The organism is Amycolatopsis orientalis DSM 40040 = KCTC 9412 (assembly GCF_000478275.1).
GTDB classification, from domain to species: domain Bacteria; phylum Actinomycetota; class Actinomycetes; order Mycobacteriales; family Pseudonocardiaceae; genus Amycolatopsis; species Amycolatopsis orientalis.
Genome location: NZ_ASJB01000004.1, coordinates 16803 through 35451, shown reverse-complemented (window position 1 = coordinate 35451; position 18649 = coordinate 16803). Strand labels below are relative to the sequence as shown.

General features: G+C 69.0%; 17 protein-coding genes. 3 read left to right on the top strand and 14 right to left on the bottom strand.

The genetic code is table 11. The features are described 5' to 3' along the window. Positions 1–2 precede the first annotated feature (2 nt). Positions 3–449: a DUF4396 domain-containing protein gene (locus L324_RS00685; RefSeq protein ID WP_438938435.1), complete on the bottom strand. Its 447-nt coding sequence runs from the start codon at positions 447–449 to the stop codon at positions 3–5. A gap of 266 nt (positions 450–715) precedes the next feature. Here L324_RS00685 and L324_RS00680 point away from each other — a divergent pair, with 266 nt between their 5' ends. Continuing rightward, positions 716–1738, top strand: coding sequence for an autoinducer 2 ABC transporter substrate-binding protein (locus tag L324_RS00680; RefSeq protein WP_037303307.1), 1023 nt, complete (start codon positions 716–718; stop codon positions 1736–1738). A gap of 1 nt (position 1739) precedes the next feature. On the opposite strand, the gene L324_RS00675 is transcribed toward L324_RS00680, so the two are convergent. Both L324_RS00675 and L324_RS00670 read right to left on the bottom strand, forming a co-directional pair. After that, a complete protein-coding gene (locus L324_RS00675; RefSeq protein WP_037303403.1) occupies positions 1740–2945 on the bottom strand; it encodes a DUF6923 family protein in 1206 nt (401 codons plus the stop codon). Positions 2946–2950: 5 nt separating this feature from the next. Continuing rightward, positions 2951–3712, bottom strand: a complete 762-nt coding sequence (locus L324_RS00670) for a bestrophin-like domain (RefSeq protein WP_037303306.1) — start codon at positions 3710–3712, stop codon at positions 2951–2953. A 478-nt stretch (positions 3713–4190) separates the two neighbouring features. Between L324_RS00670 and L324_RS00665 the strand changes: the two genes are divergently transcribed. Continuing rightward, the gene (locus tag L324_RS00665) at positions 4191–5216 is read left to right on the top strand and encodes a family 2 encapsulin nanocompartment cargo protein polyprenyl transferase (protein ID WP_037303304.1); all 1026 of its coding nucleotides are present in this window, start codon (positions 4191–4193) and stop codon (positions 5214–5216) included. Positions 5217–5273: 57 nt separating this feature from the next. Here L324_RS00665 and L324_RS00660 read toward each other — a convergent pair whose 3' ends face one another. The 7 genes from L324_RS00660 to L324_RS00630 all read right to left on the bottom strand — a co-directional run bounded on the left by L324_RS00660 (position 5274) and on the right by L324_RS00630 (position 12182). Beyond that, complete coding sequence (locus tag L324_RS00660) at positions 5274–6425, bottom strand: CapA family protein (protein WP_037303302.1); 1152 nt, start codon at positions 6423–6425, stop codon at positions 5274–5276. A 126-nt stretch (positions 6426–6551) separates the two neighbouring features. Beyond that, positions 6552–7868, bottom strand: coding sequence for a DNA polymerase IV (locus L324_RS00655; RefSeq protein WP_037303301.1), 1317 nt, complete (start codon positions 7866–7868; stop codon positions 6552–6554). Then, complete coding sequence (locus tag L324_RS00650) at positions 7855–8178, bottom strand: transcriptional regulator (RefSeq protein ID WP_016332004.1); 324 nt, start codon at positions 8176–8178, stop codon at positions 7855–7857. The genes L324_RS00655 and L324_RS00650 overlap by 14 nt, the downstream gene beginning before the upstream one ends. Beyond that, a complete protein-coding gene (locus tag L324_RS00645) occupies positions 8175–8768 on the bottom strand; it encodes a hypothetical protein (protein WP_037303402.1) in 594 nt (197 codons plus the stop codon). Before L324_RS00645 ends, L324_RS00650 begins: the two co-directional genes overlap by 4 nt. A 71-nt stretch (positions 8769–8839) precedes the next feature. Beyond that, on the bottom strand, positions 8840–9571 hold the full coding sequence (locus L324_RS00640) for an ABC transporter permease (protein ID WP_037303300.1): 732 nt from the start codon (positions 9569–9571) through the stop codon (positions 8840–8842). Beyond that, a complete protein-coding gene (locus L324_RS00635; RefSeq protein WP_037303299.1) occupies positions 9568–10470 on the bottom strand; it encodes an ABC transporter ATP-binding protein in 903 nt (300 codons plus the stop codon). Before L324_RS00635 ends, L324_RS00640 begins: the two co-directional genes overlap by 4 nt. A gap of 143 nt (positions 10471–10613) precedes the next feature. After that, positions 10614–12182 (bottom strand): alpha/beta hydrolase, encoded by a 1569-nt coding sequence (locus tag L324_RS00630; protein ID WP_051173547.1) that lies wholly within the window; start codon positions 12180–12182, stop codon positions 10614–10616. A 290-nt stretch (positions 12183–12472) separates the two neighbouring features. Here L324_RS00630 and L324_RS00625 point away from each other — a divergent pair, with 290 nt between their 5' ends. Next, entirely contained in the window at positions 12473–13645 is a 1173-nt protein-coding gene (locus tag L324_RS00625) for a macrolide family glycosyltransferase (protein ID WP_037303298.1), read from the top strand. Between the two features lie 582 nt (positions 13646–14227). Here the strand turns inward: L324_RS00625 and L324_RS00620 are convergent. Genes L324_RS00620 through L324_RS00605 form a run of 4 tightly spaced genes read right to left on the bottom strand, consistent with a single transcriptional unit; the run spans position 14228 to position 18569 of the window. Next, a complete protein-coding gene (locus L324_RS00620) occupies positions 14228–15958 on the bottom strand; it encodes an aminotransferase class V-fold PLP-dependent enzyme (protein ID WP_037303297.1) in 1731 nt (576 codons plus the stop codon). Next, positions 15955–16722 carry an amino acid ABC transporter ATP-binding protein gene (locus L324_RS00615; RefSeq protein WP_037303296.1) on the bottom strand — a complete coding sequence of 256 codons (768 nt, stop codon included), beginning with the start codon at positions 16720–16722 and terminating at the stop codon, positions 15955–15957. The genes L324_RS00620 and L324_RS00615 overlap by 4 nt, the downstream gene beginning before the upstream one ends. After that, positions 16715–17614: an amino acid ABC transporter permease gene (locus L324_RS00610; RefSeq protein ID WP_037303295.1), complete on the bottom strand. Its 900-nt coding sequence runs from the start codon at positions 17612–17614 to the stop codon at positions 16715–16717. The genes L324_RS00615 and L324_RS00610 overlap by 8 nt, the downstream gene beginning before the upstream one ends. Then, complete coding sequence (locus tag L324_RS00605; RefSeq protein WP_037303294.1) at positions 17601–18569, bottom strand: ABC transporter substrate-binding protein; 969 nt, start codon at positions 18567–18569, stop codon at positions 17601–17603. Before L324_RS00605 ends, L324_RS00610 begins: the two co-directional genes overlap by 14 nt. Positions 18570–18649: the final 80 nt, after the last annotated feature.

Below are 18649 nucleotides of genomic sequence, written 5' to 3'. Positions count from 1 at the left end.
GCTCAGTGCGCGTGGTGTCCTTCGTGGCCGCCGTGGTGCGCGTGGACCTTCGCGTGCCCCAGCCCGCGCCCGATCATCCACTTGTTCACCGGCACCGTCAGCACGAACGCGATGGCCAGCGAGCTCGCCAGCGCGCCCCAGAACAGCAGGCTCGTGAGCCCGGCGTCCATCGCACCCGGCACCACCACCATGACCCCGTTGTCGACGATCTCCATGACCGCGATCGAGACGGTGTCGGCGGCCAGCGCCACCTTGAGCGCCGCGCCGAACCGCAGGCCCGACTTCAGCACGCCGCGCATGGTCAGCGCGTAACCGAAGACGAAGGCCAGCGCGATCGACAGGACGACCGTCGCCGCGTTGTGCAGGCCGAACGCCGTGCCGATCACCATGCCGAGGACCTCACCGATCGCACAGCCGGTGAGGCAGTGCAGGGTCGCCGACGCCGCCATCGACCAGCTTGCTCCATGCCGTGTCTCGTTCATACGGGGCAATATACCCCCCACCCGTATATTCGGCGCAGTGACCCGCGTCTCCCCGGTCGCTCACCGTCACCTCCGTAGGCCGACCCGGTAATCGGGCCAGGTCGATGAACTCACTTCCGTAACCCTTTGCGCTCATCCGGTTGACCGGGGTAACCGGAGACCCTTAGTTTCGCCGGAGGTCTCCACCGCGCGCAGACCGATCGGCTGGTTTCAGGTAGTTCCGTGACTATGGGGTGGAGATGCGAGGGCCGACGAAGACGCTCGTGGTGGCCGTTGTGCTCATGATGGGCATGATGCTCGGAATGGTGGGCTGCGACGGCGAGCAACCGGCCGGGACGGCGGCCAAGCCGATCCGGATCGCGTTCGTGCCGAAGGTCGCGGGCATCCCGTACTTCGAGGCGATGAACACCGGCGGGCACGCCGCGGCCAAACAGCTCGGCGTCGAATGGGTCTCCGTCGGGCCGCCCACAGTGGACCCCGCCGCGCAGGTCTCGATCGTGCGCGGCCTCGTCGACCAGCGGGTCGACGTCATCGCGATCGCCCCGAACGATCCGAAGGTGATGGCACCGGTGATCTCCGACGCGCGGGCGAAGGGGGTCCACGTGATCACCTCGGACACCGACGCGCCGGGCACCGCCCGCGAACTCTTCGTCAACCAGGCGACGCCGGAGGGAATCGGCGAGGCACTCACCGACGCCCTGATGAAGAAGATGAGCGGCGCGGGCAAGTACGCGATCGTCTCCTGCGGCAAGACCGCGGAGAACCTCAACGCGTGGATCGCCGTCCAACGTACCTATACCGCTACCCGGTATCCCCACGCGCAGCTCGTGGAGACGGTCTACGCCGGCGAAGACCGGGAAACCGCCACCACGATGGCCAAGGACCTGATGGTGAAGTACCCCGACCTCACCGGCCTCGTCGGCGAGTGCACGACGTCCGCGCCCGGGGTCGCCGAAGCGGTCCGCTCGCAGCAGAAGATCGGCCGCGTCTTCACCGTCGGCGTCGGGACCCCGCAGGCGATCAAGCCGTACCTGCTGGACGGTTCCGCCTCGCTTTCGGTGCTGTGGAACGTCGAATCGCTCGGCTACCTCACCGCGTGGGCGGGCAAGCAGATCGCCGAGGGGAAGCCACTCGGTCCGTCCAACAAGGTCAACCTCGAACTCCCGGCGATCAAGTACGACGACGCCACGAAGACCGTGCTGCTGGGTGACCCGCTGCTGATCACGCGCGAGAACGTGGACCAGTTCAAGTACTGACTCACCGGGCCCGCCGGACGGCGCCCGCCGCCGCACCACCGCCGAGGATCAGGACCAGCGCGGTCAGCCCCCAGCGCCGCTTCTCCTTCGTGCGGGCGCGCGAGTCGGTCTCCGCCGCCTCCTCACGGTCCGGGAGGGCGGCCGCACGGGTCGGCTTCGGCGCGGGGACGGGCGGCTCGTCCACTTTGGGCGCCGGAATGGACCTCGGAGCCGAGGTCGGCGTCGGAGTCGGAGCGGGATTCGGTGATGGCGTCGGTGTCGGTGTGGATGTGGGGGCCGGTGCCGACGTGGGAGCGGACGTCGGCGCCGGTGTGGGCGTAGGAGTCGGAGTAGGCGTCGGAGTGGGTGTCGGCTTGGGCGGTTCCGGTTTCGGCGGCTCGGGGACTTCGGTCGCGCTGAGACAGCCGGCGGCGTCCGAACCCGCCAGCGGCGGACCCGAAGTCACCTCGGTCACCTGCCCACCGCGGTCCAGACGGTAGAGCACGCTGCGCCCACCGATCCGGTTCGCGGTGGCGTACAAGCCACCGTCACGGCCGAGGACGACGGAGCCGTAGACCTCGGCGGGCGGGAACCGGGCGTCCTCGGCTTCACGGACCTTGCCGGAGGACGGGTCGATGGTGATCACGGCGCCTTTTCCGCGCCAGGTGGTGGAAACACCGTAGAGCAGCCCGTTGTGGTAGGCGAAGTCGTTGACGTCGTGGGCGAGGGTGATCGGCCTCAGGAACACCGTCCTGATCACCCGCAGGTACCGCTCCCCCGGCGTCAAGTCCACTGTGTACAGTGTGCCGTTCCTGAGCAGGTACCAGGAATTCCCGCCGATCGCGCCGGCGGTCACCCCCGCGACGGGACTCCACACCGGCAGCCGGTTCCCGGCACGGGTGACCGGGCCGAGATCCCGGATGTCCCCGTCGCGATCGATCGTCACCGCGTGCGCGCCCCGGCTCTGTCCGTCGGTGATACCGAAGACCAGATCCCGCGCCGCGGAGTAGCCGAGCGCGTTGATCCGGTATCCCGCGTCGGTCACCCGCAGCGTGGTCCCCGAACCGACGTCGAGCCAGCGGAGCTTCGAAGCCCCGTGCGACGGGGTCTCGGCCTGCACCACCAGGCAGGCTTCGGCGGCGCGCGCGGCCATCGGGGCCAGCAGCGCCGAGGCGCCGACCAGCCCGGCGACGGCCACCGTCGCCGCCGCCCGCGTCACCCCGTCCACGGTGCTCAAACGATCCTTGCCCGTGCCGCGGTGAACGCGTCGGGCGGGATCCGCACCCCGCCGCCGAACGGGTTCTGCAGCTGGTAGATCGCGAACAGGAGCAGCGTGATCGTGCCGGCCAGGGTGGAGACGATGACCAGATGCGCGGCCAGCCGGGTGCCGCCGAACAGGTTGGGCAGCAGTACGGAGATGAGGCTGCCCAGGATCAGCGCGAACCAGACGACGCCGCCGACCCGCCCGCCCTCGACCGCGTTGAGTCGATTTTGCCGGGCCTCGTAGACCTGCCAGAGCTGGGTGGCCGCTTCGGCCTTGCGCTCGCGGACCCAGTCGTCGTCCGAGGACGCCTTCTCGACCGCCTTGCGCAACCGGTCGAGTTGCGTCCACCCGGCGTCGGGGACGGCCTCGTCGCCCGCCATCAGCGGCCATTCCCGTTGTTCGACCGTGGTGATGTACTCCGCGCTCAGCTTCCGGACCTCGTCCTTGACCTCGGGCCCCAGGGAATCCGCGGCCCAGACGGCGGCGACCAGGCTGTCCGCCTCGTGGTAGGAGCCGTCGCGCGCCGCGCTCGCGGAGTCGAAGAGGGAGATCAGGATGAACGCGACCAGGACCGCGTGCAGCCCGCCGACGATGGTGAACACCTGGCCGGCGGCGTCGTTGTTGTCACGCCGCCCCTCGTCCCAGCCGAACTTGCGGACGAGGTAGCCGACGAAGCCCGCGGCGATCGCCGCGCCGACCACCCAGGCGATGCCGGTCAGATAAATACCCATTCGACTCCCTGCCCCGTGAAGACTGCTGAAGCTAGTTCACCGTTCGACGCGACGAAAAGGGCAATTGAATCAATTCATACTGGTGGCCCATGAGCCGAAGTCGATCATCACCGGCTCGGCCCAGTTTCTCAGTCCGCGAAACGCTTTTCGACACACGCAGGAAAGGGGCGTCACCGGTCAGGGAAGAAGGCTTCACGACCGGGTGATCGGCCGACACGAGACGTCACCAGCGTGTCCGTATACCGGCTTTACGTGCGACTTCATCGCCCGAACGGCCGTCGCGGCCGACCACGATGCGGCCAACCCCGGCAAACAGGTGAACATAGCTCGAAACCCGATCGTGTGTTTGTGCGGGCATTACCGCTTGCTATCTTGATTTTGCGTCCACCCCACTCGAATGGGTATCCGTGAATTGCGAGAACGGCGGTTCAGCGGATTATTCCCGAACTCGGGCGCGAAGGCTGAAAGGGAGTCTCCGTTGACGACCATCGACACCCGCACCGGCGCCCGGCCCGCCGGGGAAGTCCTGACGTGGAGCCGGACCCTGATCGAACCGGCGCTGCGCGAAACCGTCGGCGAGCTACCCGAATCGATGCGGCTGATCGCCGGCTACCACTTCGGCTGGTGGGACGAGCGTGGCCGTCCGTCCACTTCGGACGGGGGGAAGGCGTTGCGCCCCGCGCTGGCGCTGCTGGCCGCCCAGGCGGTCGGCGGCGACGCCGAAATCGCCGTCCCGGTGGGGGTCGCGGTGGAAATGGTGCACAACTTCTCCCTGCTGCACGACGACGTGATGGACCGGGACACCACCCGGCGGCATCGTCCGACCGCGTGGACGATCTTCGGTACCGGCGCCGCGATCCTCGCCGGGGACGCCTTGCTGTCCCAGGCTTTCGAGGTGCTTTCGCCGTTCGGGCAGACGGCGTTGCGCGTGCTGAGCACGGCCGTGATCGACCTGCTTGAAGGACAGAGCACGGATCTGAAGTTCGAAGAACGCGGTGACGTCGACACCGCCGAATGCGTCCGGATGGCCGAGGGGAAGACCGGCGCGTTGCTCGGGGCGGCATGCACGCTCGGGGCGCTCGCCGGGGAAGGGAGGCAGGACCAGGTCGACCGGCTGACCGAGTACGGGAGGGCACTCGGGCTGGCGTTCCAGCACATCGACGATCTCCTCGGGATCTGGGGTGATCCGGCGGTGACCGGGAAACCGGTCCACTCGGATCTCTCCAACCGGAAGAAATCCCTGCCGGTGGTGGCCGCGCTCCACTCCGGGACGGATGCCGGACGAGAACTGGATGCCTTGTACCGCAAGGAAAACCTCGACGCCGCGGAATTGCCCCACGTGGCGGACCTGGTGGAACGGGCGGGCGGCCGGACGTGGAGCCAGGAGCAGGCCGACGCGCTCCTGACCGGCGCGCTGCATCATCTCGCCGTCGCGGATCCGGCGCCCCGCCCAGGCGCCGAACTCGCGGCCCTCGCGAAACTGGTGGTGCGGCGACGATATTGAAGCCGGGCGCGGAGAAGGCAGGGGCGGGCCGGGCGCGATGCCCGGCTCGCCCGTGTCTCATCGGCCGGGGCGGGTCAGCCCCTGCTCACCGGCGCCGCGGCTGAGCACGACCTCGTCGGTGTCCTTGAGTGCGGCGGCCTTGAGCGCGTCGCCACCGCCCTGGCCCGCGGTCAGGTCGAGCAACCGGATCGGCGGGCCCAGCTGCACCAGCGTCGGGACGTACTCGGCCTTGTCGACCTTCCAGCGGTCGCCGTCCCGCACGAACCGGAACCGTGCCGCCGCCCCCTGTTCGGTAGAGCCCTTCGGTTCCGAATGCCGGGCGACGCTGTTGCCGAGTCCGTAGGCGACCCACTTGCCGTTGATCTGCTCGAAGGGCTGCACGACGTGCGCGTGGTGCCCGATGATCAGGTCGATCGCGTCGTCACCGAGGAGTTTCTTCGCCAGCGATCGCTGTTCCGCGGTCGGATCGTGCTGGTATTCGGTACCCCAGTGCAGGCTCGCGAGCACGATCTGCGCCCCCGCCCTGCGCGCGGCCTTGGCCTCGGCGATGACGGCTTCGGCGTCGATCTGGTTGACCAGCCAGGGTTTCCCCGCGGGCACCTTGATGCCGTTGAAACCGTAGGCGTAGGAGATCTGGGCGACCTTCACCCCGTTGACGTCCATGATCAGCGGCTTCTTCGCCTCTTCGGCCGAGCGCGCCGAACCGGTGTGCTTGACACCGGCCTCGTCGAGTTTGTCGAGCGTCCGGCCGGCGCCCTCCGCGCCCTGGTCGATCGTGTGGTTGGACGCCGTCGAGCAGGTGTCGTATCCGGTGTCCTTGAGGGCGTCGACGATCTCGGGTGGCGCGCTGAAGGACGGGTAGCCGCTGTACGGGCCGCCCTTCGGCGCGAGCGGGGTCTCGAGGTGGCAGATGCCGAGGTCGGCTCCGGAGATCAGCGGCTTCACCCCGGCCAGCAGCGGCCGGTAGTCGATCTCGCCGTTGCCGTCCTGCTTCGCCTGGTCTGTCAGCGCGGGATGGATCAGCACGTCGCCGGTCGCGACCACGGTGAACGACTCCCCCGGCGCCTGGGCGCTCGACGCGGCGGGCGGGGCGCTCGACGCCACGGGCGGTTGCTCGGGGGCCGGGCTGCAGGCGCCGAGCAGCAGGGCGACGCCGAGGAGGGCCGCCCCGGCGCGAGCACGGACCGGACGGGCATGGGTGCTGAACATCGATTCCCTCGTTCGGGTGACAATCCCTCCCCATCCTGCCTTAAGCCCCAGGCTCTCACCGCGTTTCGTCCTCTGGATGCGGTAGTTGCGCGCGCAACTACCGCATCCAGAGGACGAAACGCGAGGTCAGGCGAGGCAGTCGGCGGGGTCGCCCCGGCGGAGGGCGGGGTCTTCCTGGAGGAAGGTCCGCGCCACCCCCGGCCCGCTGGACCGCGTTTCGAACCGGACGGTCACCCGCCCGTGCCCGGCGCCCTGCACCCACCCGCTCCCGTACTCCTCGTGGACGACGTCGTCCCCCGGACGCCAGCTCGACGAGACCACGGGCACCGGTGCGGGCGCCCGCGAGACGACGGGCGCGTCGGTCACCGGGACGGACAGGGTGAACAGCGGATCCTGATGGGGCACCGAAAGCCCGGAAAACGCGACCCCGGCCAGCCGCACCCCGCCGAAGTCCGACGGGTCGATCAGCAGCCGTTCCGCCATCGAAGCGAGCTGGTCGAACTCGTCGGTGGGCGAAGCCATCGTCTCCGAACGCGTCACCGTGCTGAAGTCGGTGTGCCGCAGCTTCACCACCACCGTCCGCGCGACCCGTTCGGCGTTGACGAGCCGCTTGTGCGCGTGGACGGCGAGGTCGCGGACCTCACGCCGCAGGCTCACCAGGTCGATCAGGTCGCGGTCGAAGGTCGTCTCCGCGCTGACCTGCTTGAGTTCGGCGCGATCGGACACCGGCCGGTCGTCGACGCCGGTGGCCAGCCGCCGCAGGTCCCGCCCGACCACACTGCCCAAAGTGGACACCGCGTCGGCGTCGGACAACGCGGTCAGCTGCCCCAGCGTCCGGACGCCGATCGCGCGCAGTTTCCCCTCCGCCACCGGGCCGATGCCCCACAGCACCCTGGTGGGCAGCGGCGCGAGGAATTCGCGTTCGGTGCCCTGGTCGACGACGAGCAGCCCGTCCGGTTTCGCCAGATCCGACGCGACCTTGGCGACCTGCTTGCCCGACGCCGCCCCGATCGAGGCGACCAGCCCGATCTCGGACCGGATGTGCTCCCGCAGCCGGGCACCGAACTCGCGCACCTGCTCCGACGACGCCCCGGCCAGCGCAGGCGGTTCCGCGAAGGCCTCGTCGAGGGAGATCCGTTCCAGCACGGGCGCGTACCGGGCGACGAGGTCGAACACCCGCGTGCTCAGCAGTTCGTAGAGTTTGAACCGCGGCGGCAGGATGACCCCGTTGGGCGGGAGCAGCCGCCGGGCCTGCGACATCGGCATCGCCGATTTGATCCCGTGTTCGCGTGCCTGGTAACTCGCCCCGGCGACCACACCGCGCGGGCCCGCGCCGCCCACCAGGACGGGCCGGCGGGCCAGGGTCGGCCGGGTCAGCTGTTCACAGGAGGCGTAGAACGCGTCCATGTCGAGGTGGATGACCCACCGGTCATGCCCGCCCATCGCCCGGCACCTCGAGAAGCCGATGCAGGGCCTTCGTGTACTCCTCGAACGCCGCCCGGCCGCGGGTGGTCAGCTCGACCAGCGTCACCGGCGTGCGATGTTCGAAGGCCTTGGTGATCCCGACGTAGCCGGCGTCTTCGAGTTTGCGCAGATGCGTCGACAGGTTGCCGGGCGTCATGTCCAGCAACTGCTGCAACCGCGGGAAGGTGATGCTGTCGCCCGGCCCCAGGCTCGACAGCGCCACTGTCACCCGCAGCCGCGCCTGCGCGTGGATCACCGGATCGAGCTGGGGCAGCCCGTCTTCGCTCATCGCGACCGCACCAGGAAGACCAGCGACGCCACCAGGAAGCCACCACCGCCCGCCAGGCTCAGCACGAGGAAGTTGTGCGGCCCGCCCGCCAGCACGCTCGCCGCGCCGCACAGGATGATCCACGCGCCGAGCCCGTACTGGAGTTTGCTCTGCCACAGCATCCCGCCCGCCAGGTACAGCAGGCCGGTGAGCATGAGCGAGGTGCCGGACCACAGCAGCGGGATCAGTTCGGGGTCGAGGCCGAGCCGGATCAGACCGGTGTTAACCACGGTCAGCCCGCCGAACGCGATCATCCAGCTCCAGCCGTACATCGCCCCGACGAGCCGGGACGGGCCGCGGACACCGCGGCTCGTCCGGATGCCGTAGATCGCCGAATAGGCGATGGCGCCGGCGAAGGCGGCGACGGCGATCGCGGCGGCCGCCCACAACGGCAGCAGCGAAGTCGGTGGGGCCGAGAGGTAGACGAGCCCGAAACCGAGCAGCCACACCAGTCCCCAGACGGCGAGCAGGACGGCCGGATTCGGCCCGATCTCACGCCGGGTCTCTTCCGTCTGCTTGGCGATGAGCGCGAGCGACTCCTCGGGCGTCATCGGCCGCGCGTCGTCTTCCCGCTCAGGCACAGCCCGCTCATCCTCCGGCACCTCGGAAAGCTAACACGGGTTCACAGCCTCGCCGTGTCAAGCCGGAACCTCGCCATCACCACGAGTGCGGGCACGATCAGCCAGGCCGCGAGCACCAGTACGGCGGTCGGCAGACCCGGGGAGCCCAGCACCGGCGCGCGGCCGATCTCGCCAAGCCAGTACGTCGGCATGAGGTGCGCGGCGGTGTCCATCCAGCCGGGCAGGACCTGCAGCGGGATCCACAGCCCGCCGAACATGCCCAGCGGCAGCATCAGCGCACCGGCCACCGCCTGGACGGTGTCGCCCTTGCCGAACAGGCCGATCATCAGGCCCAGTACGGCGAACGGCAGCGTGCCGAGCCACAGCGCGCCGAAGATCGCCAGCCACTGGCCGGTTTCGAGCCGGATGCCGCGGATCATCCCCGCCGCGAAGATCACCAGCAGCACGGGCAGCGCGACGAACAGTCCCGCCGACACCTTCACCAGCAGATAGCCGGGCGCCCGCATCGGCGTCAGCCGCAAGGTGCGCTGCCAGCCGTCGGTGCGTTCGGTGGCGACGCGGGTGCCGGTGAACAACGCGGCGGTCATGGCGCCGTACGCGGCCATGTTCACCATGGTCACCGTCGCGGTCGAGATCCCGGGCGCGAGTTCGCGGGCGCCGAAGATCCCGCCGAACACCAGGAACATCGCCAGTGGCATGCCGATGGTGAACACCGCGAACTGCGGACTGCGGATGATGCGCTTGATCTCCAGCGCGAGGTAGTCCAGGTTCATTTCAACGCTCCTTCGGCCTCATCAGCGGTGAGCGCGATGAAAGCCTCTTCCAGCCCGACGGCGGTGATCTCGATGTTCGCGGCGAGCGGGAACTCACGCAGCAGACCGCGGATGGCGGCGTCGGAATCGGCGCAACTCAGCTCCGCGTGCCCGGCCCGCAGCGCCGCCCGGGACACCCCGGGCAAGGCGGCCAGCGCGGTTTCGGTGGCGTCCGGGACGACGGCCCGCAGCACCCGGCCGGCGACCGCGGCCCGCACCTCGCCCACCGGTCCGTCCGCGACGACCCGGCCGTGGCGCATGAGTACGACGCGGTCGGCGTAGTCCTCGGCCTCGGCGAGGTAATGCGTCGCGAAGAGGACCGTCCGGCCCGTCCCGGTGTACTCGCGCATCGACGCCCAGAACCGGCGCCGCCCGTCGACGTCCATCGCCGCCGTCGGCTCGTCGAGCACCAGCAGATCCGGATCGCCGACCAGGGCGAGCGCGAAGCGCACCCGCTGCTGCTCGCCGCCGGAAAGCTTCCCGCAGCGGCGGTTCGCGTACTCGGTGACGCCTGCCCGCTCGAGCACCTCGCGGACCGGCAGCGGGTTCCGGTGCAGCGAGGCGAACAGGCCGACGAGTTCGGCGACCGTGGCGTCCCTGAGCAGCGTCCCGTTCTGTGCCATCGCGCCGACCACACCCCGGTCCATCGCCTCGGCCGGGCGGAGCCCGGCGACCCGCACCTGCCCCGAATCCGGCCTGGTCAGGCCCAGCAGCATGTCGATCGTGGTCGACTTGCCCGCGCCGTTGGGCCCCAGCAACGCCACCACCTCCCCCGGCGCGGCCCGCACACTGACGTCGTCGACGGCCAGGACGTCTCCGAAGCGCTTCCTCAGCCCTTCGAGGCTGAACGCGTCCGCCATGACTCTCCCCCTTCGAGCACTCTGAACCACAAAGTCGATACGCACTTTGTAACACAAAGTCCCCTGCCTCGGAAACCCCAGGAATCCGTGAAGGCCTCCTTCCCTACGCTCAAGGTAGGGAAGGAGGCCTTCACGGACTTCTGCTAGGCGGGCACCCGGGAGAGGGCAGCTTCAGGGGCCGAAGCCGAAGCAGCGGCGGGTGCCGGAGGTGGCACCGGAAGCGGCAGTGGCGCGCATTCGACGTCGGCCGTGCGGCCCGGCTTGCGATCGGGCAGGGCCCCGGTCGCCAGGTAGTCGGCGATCCGGTTGTCGACGCAGGCGTTGCCGCGCGGGGTGATCGCGTGGCTCGTGCCGCCCGGCTCACCGATCAGGCGGGCGCCGGGGAACCGGCTGCGCACCTCAAGGCTGCCTTCGTACGGCGTCGCCGCGTCGAGGGTCTCGCCGATCATCAGCACACTCGGCACCTTCTTGCCGTCGACCTTGACCGGCTTGCCCGGCTTCGACGGCCAGTACAGGCAGGGCGCGTTGAACCAGGCGTTCTGCCAGGTGAAGTACGGCGCCTTCTGATAGGTCCGCCAGTTGTCGGACTTCCACTGCTGCCAGCTCTGCGGCCACTTGACGTCCGTGCACTGCACGGCGAGGTAGACCGCGTAACCGTTGTCGTCGCCGCGACCACCGAAGGTCTCGAACAACCCCTTCATCGTCTGCCAGTCACCGTTGTTGACGAACTTCGCCAAGGCGTTGCCGAGCAGCGTCCACCGCAGCTGGTAGTAGGAAGCCTGCTGGAAGACGTCGAGGAGCTCGTCCGGTCCGATGACCCCGCCCGCCGGGACGGCGGCCACCTTCTTCAGCTGCTCGTCGAAGACCTGCTTGACCGCGGCCTGCGTCTTGCCGAGGTGGTAGACGTCGTCGTGCCGCGCGACCCAGCCGAACCAGATGTTGAGGTTGACGTCGAAGGCGACGTCCTGGTTGAGGTTGGCCTGGTACCAGACATTACGAGGGTCCACAGTGGAATCGAGGATCATCCGGCGGACGTGCTGCGGGAACAGCGTTCCATAGACCTGGCCGAGGTAGGTGCCGTAGGAGTACCCGTAGAAGTTCAGCTGTTCCGCGCCGAGTGCCTTGCGGATGCTCTCCATGTCCTTGACCGTGTCGGTCGTCTTGATGTTGTCGAGCAGCGCGCGGCTGTTGTTCTTGGCGCACGCTTCGGCATAGGACTTCGAGCGCTGCAACCAGGTCTTCTCCAGCCGCGGCGTCGTCGGCACGTAGTTCGGCCGGTTGTAGTCCATGTAGTCGGGAATGCACGAAAGCGCGGGTTTGCTGGCGCCGACGCCGCGCGGGTCGAAACCGACCCAGTCGTAGGCGTCACCGGCGTGGTTCGGCACCCGCGTCCCGCGGGTCGCCAGTAGCAGCCCGGATCCGCCGGGGCCGCCCGGGTTGGTGAGCATGACGCCTTGGTACTGCGCCTCCGGCGTCTTGTGCTTGACGCGGCTGAGCGCGAGCTGGATCTTTTCGCCGCGGGGCCTCGAGTAGTCCAGCGGCACGGACAGGGTGCCGCATTCGGCGCCGGCGGTGACGAGCGCCGGGTCGGTGCACGCGGCCCAGGTGATCGTCTCGGCAGGCTGCGCCTCTTCCGCGGCGACGGCCGGAGCGGTCACCGCGACCGAAGCCAGTGTGGCCACGGCCAGCGCGGTGATGAGAACACGTCTCACGGTTTCTCCCTTTCCCTCCAAGGTGAAAGCCCAGAAACCCTATCCACGACCGTGCCGACGGGAACCCCTCCGGCGAAGGTCCCTACCAACGGCGGGTCCCGATCGCGGCAAACCGGGCAACCGGTTAATCGGTTGGGCGGGCACGCGGCGGGCGCTACGGTGTCGATCATGACCTACTACATCCGGATGCGCACCGCCTGAGACGGCGTGACCGCAGGGCCGCCCGCGACCGGGTGGCCCCCTTTCTGCGCGCCGTCTGACGTTCCCTTCACGAACCCGGACAGGACATCATGCAGAAGCAACACATCGCGATGATCGGCTGCACCGCGCCGAGTCACATCTACCCGTCGCTGGCCGTCATCCGTGAGCTGGTCGCTCGCGGGCACCGGGTCAGCTACGCCGTGGGCGAGCCGCTCACCGGGCTGATCGCACCGACCGGCGCCGAGGTCGTCCCGCATCCGTCGATCCTCCCGCTCGGCGACCAGTCCGCGTGGCCGGAGGATCCCGCCTCGCAGATGCGGGTCTTCCTCGACGAGGGCGTCCAGGCGATGCCGGTGCTGACCGGCTTCTACGACGAGAACCGCCCGGACCTGCTGCTGTACGACATCGGCGGCCTCCCGGCCCCGATCCTGGGCAGGCGCTACGACGTCCCGGCCGTGCAGTTGTCGCCGACGTACGTCGCTTGGGACGGCTACGAAGAGGATCTGGGCGAGATGCTGACGTCGATCCGGACCTCACCGTCCGGAATGGACTATCACGCCACCTACACCGCGTGGCTGAAGGAAAACGGGATCGACGCCGACGCCTGGGAGTGGATCTCCCATCCGCCGCAGGTGCTGGCGCTGCTCCCGAGGGCCATGCAGCCCAACGTCGACCGGGTTCCGCCGTCGGTCCGCTTCGTCGGCCCGGCACTGGACCCGGAACGCCTCGCCGACCGAAGCTGGACCCCGCCGGACAACGGCAAGAAGGTCCTGCTGATGTCGCTCGGCACCGCGTTCACCGACCAGGTCGACCTGTTCCGCGCGTGCGTGGACGGGTTCCGTGACGCGGACTGGCATGTGGTCATCTCGATCGGCCAGACCGATCCGGCCGCCCTCGGGCCGCTGCCAGGGCATATCGAGGTACACCCGTTCGTCCCGCAGCTCGCGGTGTTGGAGGCCGCGTCGGCGTTCATCACGCACGCCGGGATGGGCGGCAGCACGGAATCGCTGTGGTACGGCGTGCCGACCGTCGCGATCCCGCTGGCCACCGACGGTTTCGGCAACGCGGCGAAGCTGGCGGAACTGGGCGTCGGTGAGGAACTCGCGGCTTCGGACGTGACCGCCTCGACGTTGCGGGCCGCGGTCGAAAGGGTGGCCGGATCGCCCTCGGTGGCCGCGCGGCTCGCCGAGATCCAGGCCGAGACGCGGGCGAACGGCGGGGCCGGGCGGGCGGCCGATGCCGTCGAGTCCTTCCTGAAGTAGGCGCACGGCCGTCGCAACTAGTCGGCTACTTGCGAGGTCAGGTCCGGTCGTGAGTGGTAAGTGTCGTTCTATTGAGGGGTAGGGCAAATGTGTCCCCAATGTGGCATTGGAGACGTTCAAGGTCTCCAATGCCACATTAGGGACACCGGCTCCGAAACACGGGCCCGGATCCCGTTCTGAAGGGAACCTTCGAGACGTTCCACGTCAGAAAGGGGGCCTTCAGGACACCCCAGGCCACGAAAACCCCACCCGACCCCGGAGCGCACCACCCAGCCATGTTCGCCTTACCTCTCAATAGAACCATCATTACCGCTCACGACCGTGGCCCACTGGCTCAGGCGCGGCTGTGGTGACTGCTGGTGCTTGTGGATCGTCTGTGGCGATCATCGAGTCCATGCTTGGGAATCAACCACCGCCCACATAGCTACTCAAGGATGAAAAAGCGTTATGAACACACCCCAGTCTTCGGGTTCGAGACAGTTCGGTCGAGTTTCCGTGAAGGGCCCCTCACCTCGCAAGTAGTCGACTACTTGCCACGGTCTGCACCGCGAACCACGATGAAAGTCCCGTTCACAACACGCGCTAGGTGCCCCGGATCTCGTTCAGGTAGTTGTAGATCGTGTACCGCGTGACGTCGAGTTCCCCGGCGAGGTGGTCCACCGAATCCTTGATGAGGAAGAACCCGGCCTCGTCCAGTTCGCGGACCACGGCCGCCTTGTGCCGCTTCTTCATCAGGTCCACCGGGATCCCTGCCTTCGCCACCGCGCGACCGACCAGGAACCGCTGCAGGCTGTCGACGTCCGGTGGGAACGTCTCCGGTTCGTGCCCGTCGGCCTTCGGCGCGCCGTCGGTCAGCCGGTTCACGCACAGACAGCCGATCGCGACGCCGTCGGCGTCCCGCAGGAACAACGTCGACGACCGGATCGCGCGGCCGTCGGGGCCGTGGGTCTCGTAGTTCGTCAGATCCTGCGTGGTACCGCGGCGGACCAGGCCCAGCAGCAGATCCGTCATCGGGCCGCCGACCGTCCGGCCGGTGAGGTCCCCGGCGATGGCGACGATCGAGTCCGGCAGCCTGCTCAGGTCGTGCAGCAGGACCTCGTTGCCCGGCCCCAGCATCGCGGCGAGCGCGTGCACCGCCGGGACGAGCGCCGTGAGCAGATCGCTCGACGCCACCCCCGCCGCCGGAACGCACGGAGCGATCACGGTGGCCGGTTTCCTCAGACGTTCCAACGCCGTCCGCACCTGTTCGGCCGCACTCGCCGGCGTCGACGCGTGCGGGGACAGCCGGACGTGCTCGGGCCGTACGGTCGCGGCGATCCCGGCGTCCGCCAGCGCGGAGCCGATCTGTTCGGCGGCGTGCCCTTCCCACGTGAAGGCGAGGATCCCGGCGCGGCGCCCGACGGCCGAAACCACCTCTCCCCCGACGGATTTCACCACCTCTTCGAGTTCGCCGACGCGTTCGGCGATCCGGCCGGAGATGGCCGCGACGCCCGCCTCTTCGACCAGTTCCAGCGCGGCCGCGAACGCGCCCGAGGTGATCGGGCTCAGGTTCGAGAGCGACCACGCGGCCGCGGTGTCGTCGGCCGGGTGGATCTCGTCGTCGAACAGTCCCGGGTCACGGGCGCCGGTCCAGCCGGACAGGATGGGTTCCATCCGCTCCAGCGCGCGGTCGGACAGCACGGCGAATCCGGTGCCCCAGCCCGCCCGCAGCCATTTCTGACCGCCGACGACGAGCACGTCGGCGACCTCCCACGGCGCCTCGGTGACACCGAAGCCCTGGATCCCGTCGACGACGAGCAGCCGGTCGCCCACCACTTCCCGGATCGCCGCCAGATCGGCGCGGTATCCGGTGCGGAAGTCGACCGCGCTCACACTGACCAGCGAAGTCTCCGGCGTCAGCGCCGCCTTGACCGCGTCCGCCGTGACGTGTCCCAGCGGCAGCCGCCGCACGGTCAGCCGTCCCGCCTGTTCGGCGCGCGCCCACGGATAGGTGTTGGCCGGGAACTCCGCCGACGAGACCAGCGCCTCGCCGGACGGGGCGTTGAACGCGGCCTGGAACAGTCCGAGACTGGTGTGCGGCAAGAGCACCGTGTGGTCGGTGTCGCTGCCGGAAAGACGCGCCGCGGCCGCCTTGGCCCTCGTCTCCTGCCGCATCAGGTCGTCCACAGTGGACGGACCGGCCCTGGTCGAGGAGTGGAGCAGGCTCGCCGTCGTGTCGAGTACGGCGTGCGACGGCGGGCCGAACCGGGCGAAGTCGAGGTACCCGGCCGGTTCGTCGAACTGCAGCAGGTACCGCGGGGAGAGCCGCGTCATGCGAGGACCCGTGCCAGGAACTGCTTCGTCCGCTCGTGCCGGGGAGCGCTCAGGAGCTGCCCCGGCGGTCCGGTTTCGACGACCGCCCCGTCGGCCATGAACACCACCTCGTCCGCGGCTTCGGCCGCGAACCCCATCTCATGCGTCACCACGACCATCGTCATCCCCTCCGCGGCCAACGTACCCATCACCGCCAGCACCTCACCCACCAGTTCCGGGTCGAGCGCCGACGTCGGCTCATCGAACAGCATCAGCTTCGGCTTCATCGCGAGCGAGCGGGCGATCGCGACCCGCTGCTGCTGCCCGCCCGAAAGCTGGGCCGGATAGGCGTCGGCCCGGTGCGCGAGACCGACCCGGTCGAGCAGGTCGAGTGCCTGCGTACGCGCCTCCTCCGGGGCGACGCCGAGTACCCGCACCGGTCCTTCGACGACGTTCTGCAGCACCGTCCGGTGGCCGAACAGGTTGAACCGCTGGAACACCATACCGATGTCACGCCGCTGCCGGGCGACCTCGCGTTCCTTCAGTTCGTACAGCTTCCCGTTACGGAGCCGGAAGCCGATCGGTTCGCCGTCGACCCAGACCTGCCCGGCGTCGATCGTCTCCAGGTGGTTGATACAGCGCAGGAACGTGCTCTTCCCGGCGCCGGATGGGCCGAGCAGGCAGACCACTTGTCCTTTGTGGACCTGAAGGTCGATCCCGCTCAGCACTTCGGTGTGCCCGTAGCTCTTGCGGACCCCCACGGCCTTGAGCAGCGGCTCAGACACGTTCACTCCTCACCAGCGGCGCGGTGCGCAGGGCCTTGGCGGCACGGGAGAACGGCCCGCTCGCCCGGTCCTCCGAATCGAAGGCGCGCTCCAGATAGTGCTGCCCGACCCCGGCGACGGTCACCACGACCATGTACCAGACCGCCGCGGCCAGCAGGGTCTCCATCACCAGCAGGTTGTTGGACGAGATGTTGTTGGCGGCGTGGATCAGTTCGGTCACGCCGATCACCGACGCCATCGACGTGCCCTTGAGCATGTTGATGAAGTCGTTGCCGGTCGGCGGGATGATCACCCGCATCGCCTGCGGCAGCACCACCCGGCGCAGCGTCGCGCCCGGGGTCATCCCGATCGACTTCGCCGCCTCCGTCTGTCCACTGTCGACACTGTTCAGGCCGGCGCGGACGATCTCCGCCATGTACGCGCTTTCGTTGAGCGCCAGGCCGAGCAGCGCCGCGGTGAACGCCGTGATCAGGACGTTGGTCTGCTCGTGGAGCAGGTAGCCGCCGAACGGGAGCGGGATCGAGATGAACTCGAAGACCAGCGCCAGGTTGTACCAGATCAGGATCTGCAGCAGCACCGGAAGACCGCGGAACAGCCAGATGTAACCGGCGGCGAACCAGCGCGCCACCGGATTCACCGACCGGCGCATCAGCGCGATCACGATCCCGAGGACGATCGCCGAACCCTGGGCGATCACCGCGAGCAGCACGGTGTTGAGCAGACCGACCGCCATCACCCGGTACCACAGGAACTCCGGGACCGAATCCCACCGGATCTGCGCGTTCCCGAGTGCGATCCCGAGCAGGACCAGCAACGCCAGGATGACGACGGCGCTGACCCACCGGCCCCAGTGCCGCAGCCGGACGATCGGCAACGGCTCAGCTTCCGCCATTGAGCTTCGCCTCCTTGACCGCGCCCTGCTCGACGCCCCAGGCCTGCAGGATCTTGCCGTAGGTGCCGTCGGCGATCAGCGACTGCAGTGCCTTCTGGACGGACTCGGCCAGCGGCTTGTTGTCCTTGTTGACGCCGATCCCGTACGGCCCGCCGTTGATCGGCTCACCCGGGACGACCTCGAAGAACTTGCCCTCGCCCGCGGTCCGCGAGATGTAGACCGCGCTGGGCAGGTCGTTGAGGATGGCGGCGACGCGGCCGGTGCGGAGCTGGTTCTGGTTCTGGGTGTCGCTGTCGGTCGCGGTCACGGTCAGCGCGGGCTTCCCGGCCTGCGCGCATTTGCCGTTCTGCTCCTCGGCGAACTTCTGGTGGCTGGTGCCCTGGACGACGGCGACGTTCTTACCGCACAACGTGTCCGGGCCCGCGATCCGGTCGGGATTTCCCTTGCGGACCATGATCGTGATGCCGGAGGAGAAGTAGTCGACGAAGTCGATCTGCGCCTGGCGGGTCTTCGTGTCGTTCATCGCGGCCATCGTGAGGTCGACGCGGCCGGACTGGAGGCTGGTGATCAGGGAACCGAACGCCATGTCCTGGTGGTGCACGGTGACGCCCAGCTTGGCGCCGATGGCCTTGGCGAGGTCGACCTCGTAGCCGATCGGGGTCTTGCCGTCGGCGGCGTAGAAGTTGTTCGGCGCGGACTGCAGGTTCGACGCCAGGTGCACCATCCCGGCCTGCGCGTACTTGGCGGGCAGTGTCCCGGCGACACCCGCGTCCTTCTGGATCCCGGCGATCAGCGCGGCGGTGTCGGGGATCGCGGCGGGCGCGCCGACGGCGGCGGGTTCCTGGCCGCCGGCCCCGTCGGGCCCGCCTCCGCAGGCCGCGGTGACGAGCGCGGCCAGGCCGGTGAGCACGGCCAAGCGCCAGGTTCGGGTCAGGGTGTGCGGCGTCGACGGCATGACGGACCTCCACGGTGCCTCGGGTGGTGGCCGACGCTACAACTGGCTGTTGAAGAGGTCAACTGACAGTTGAAATCCTG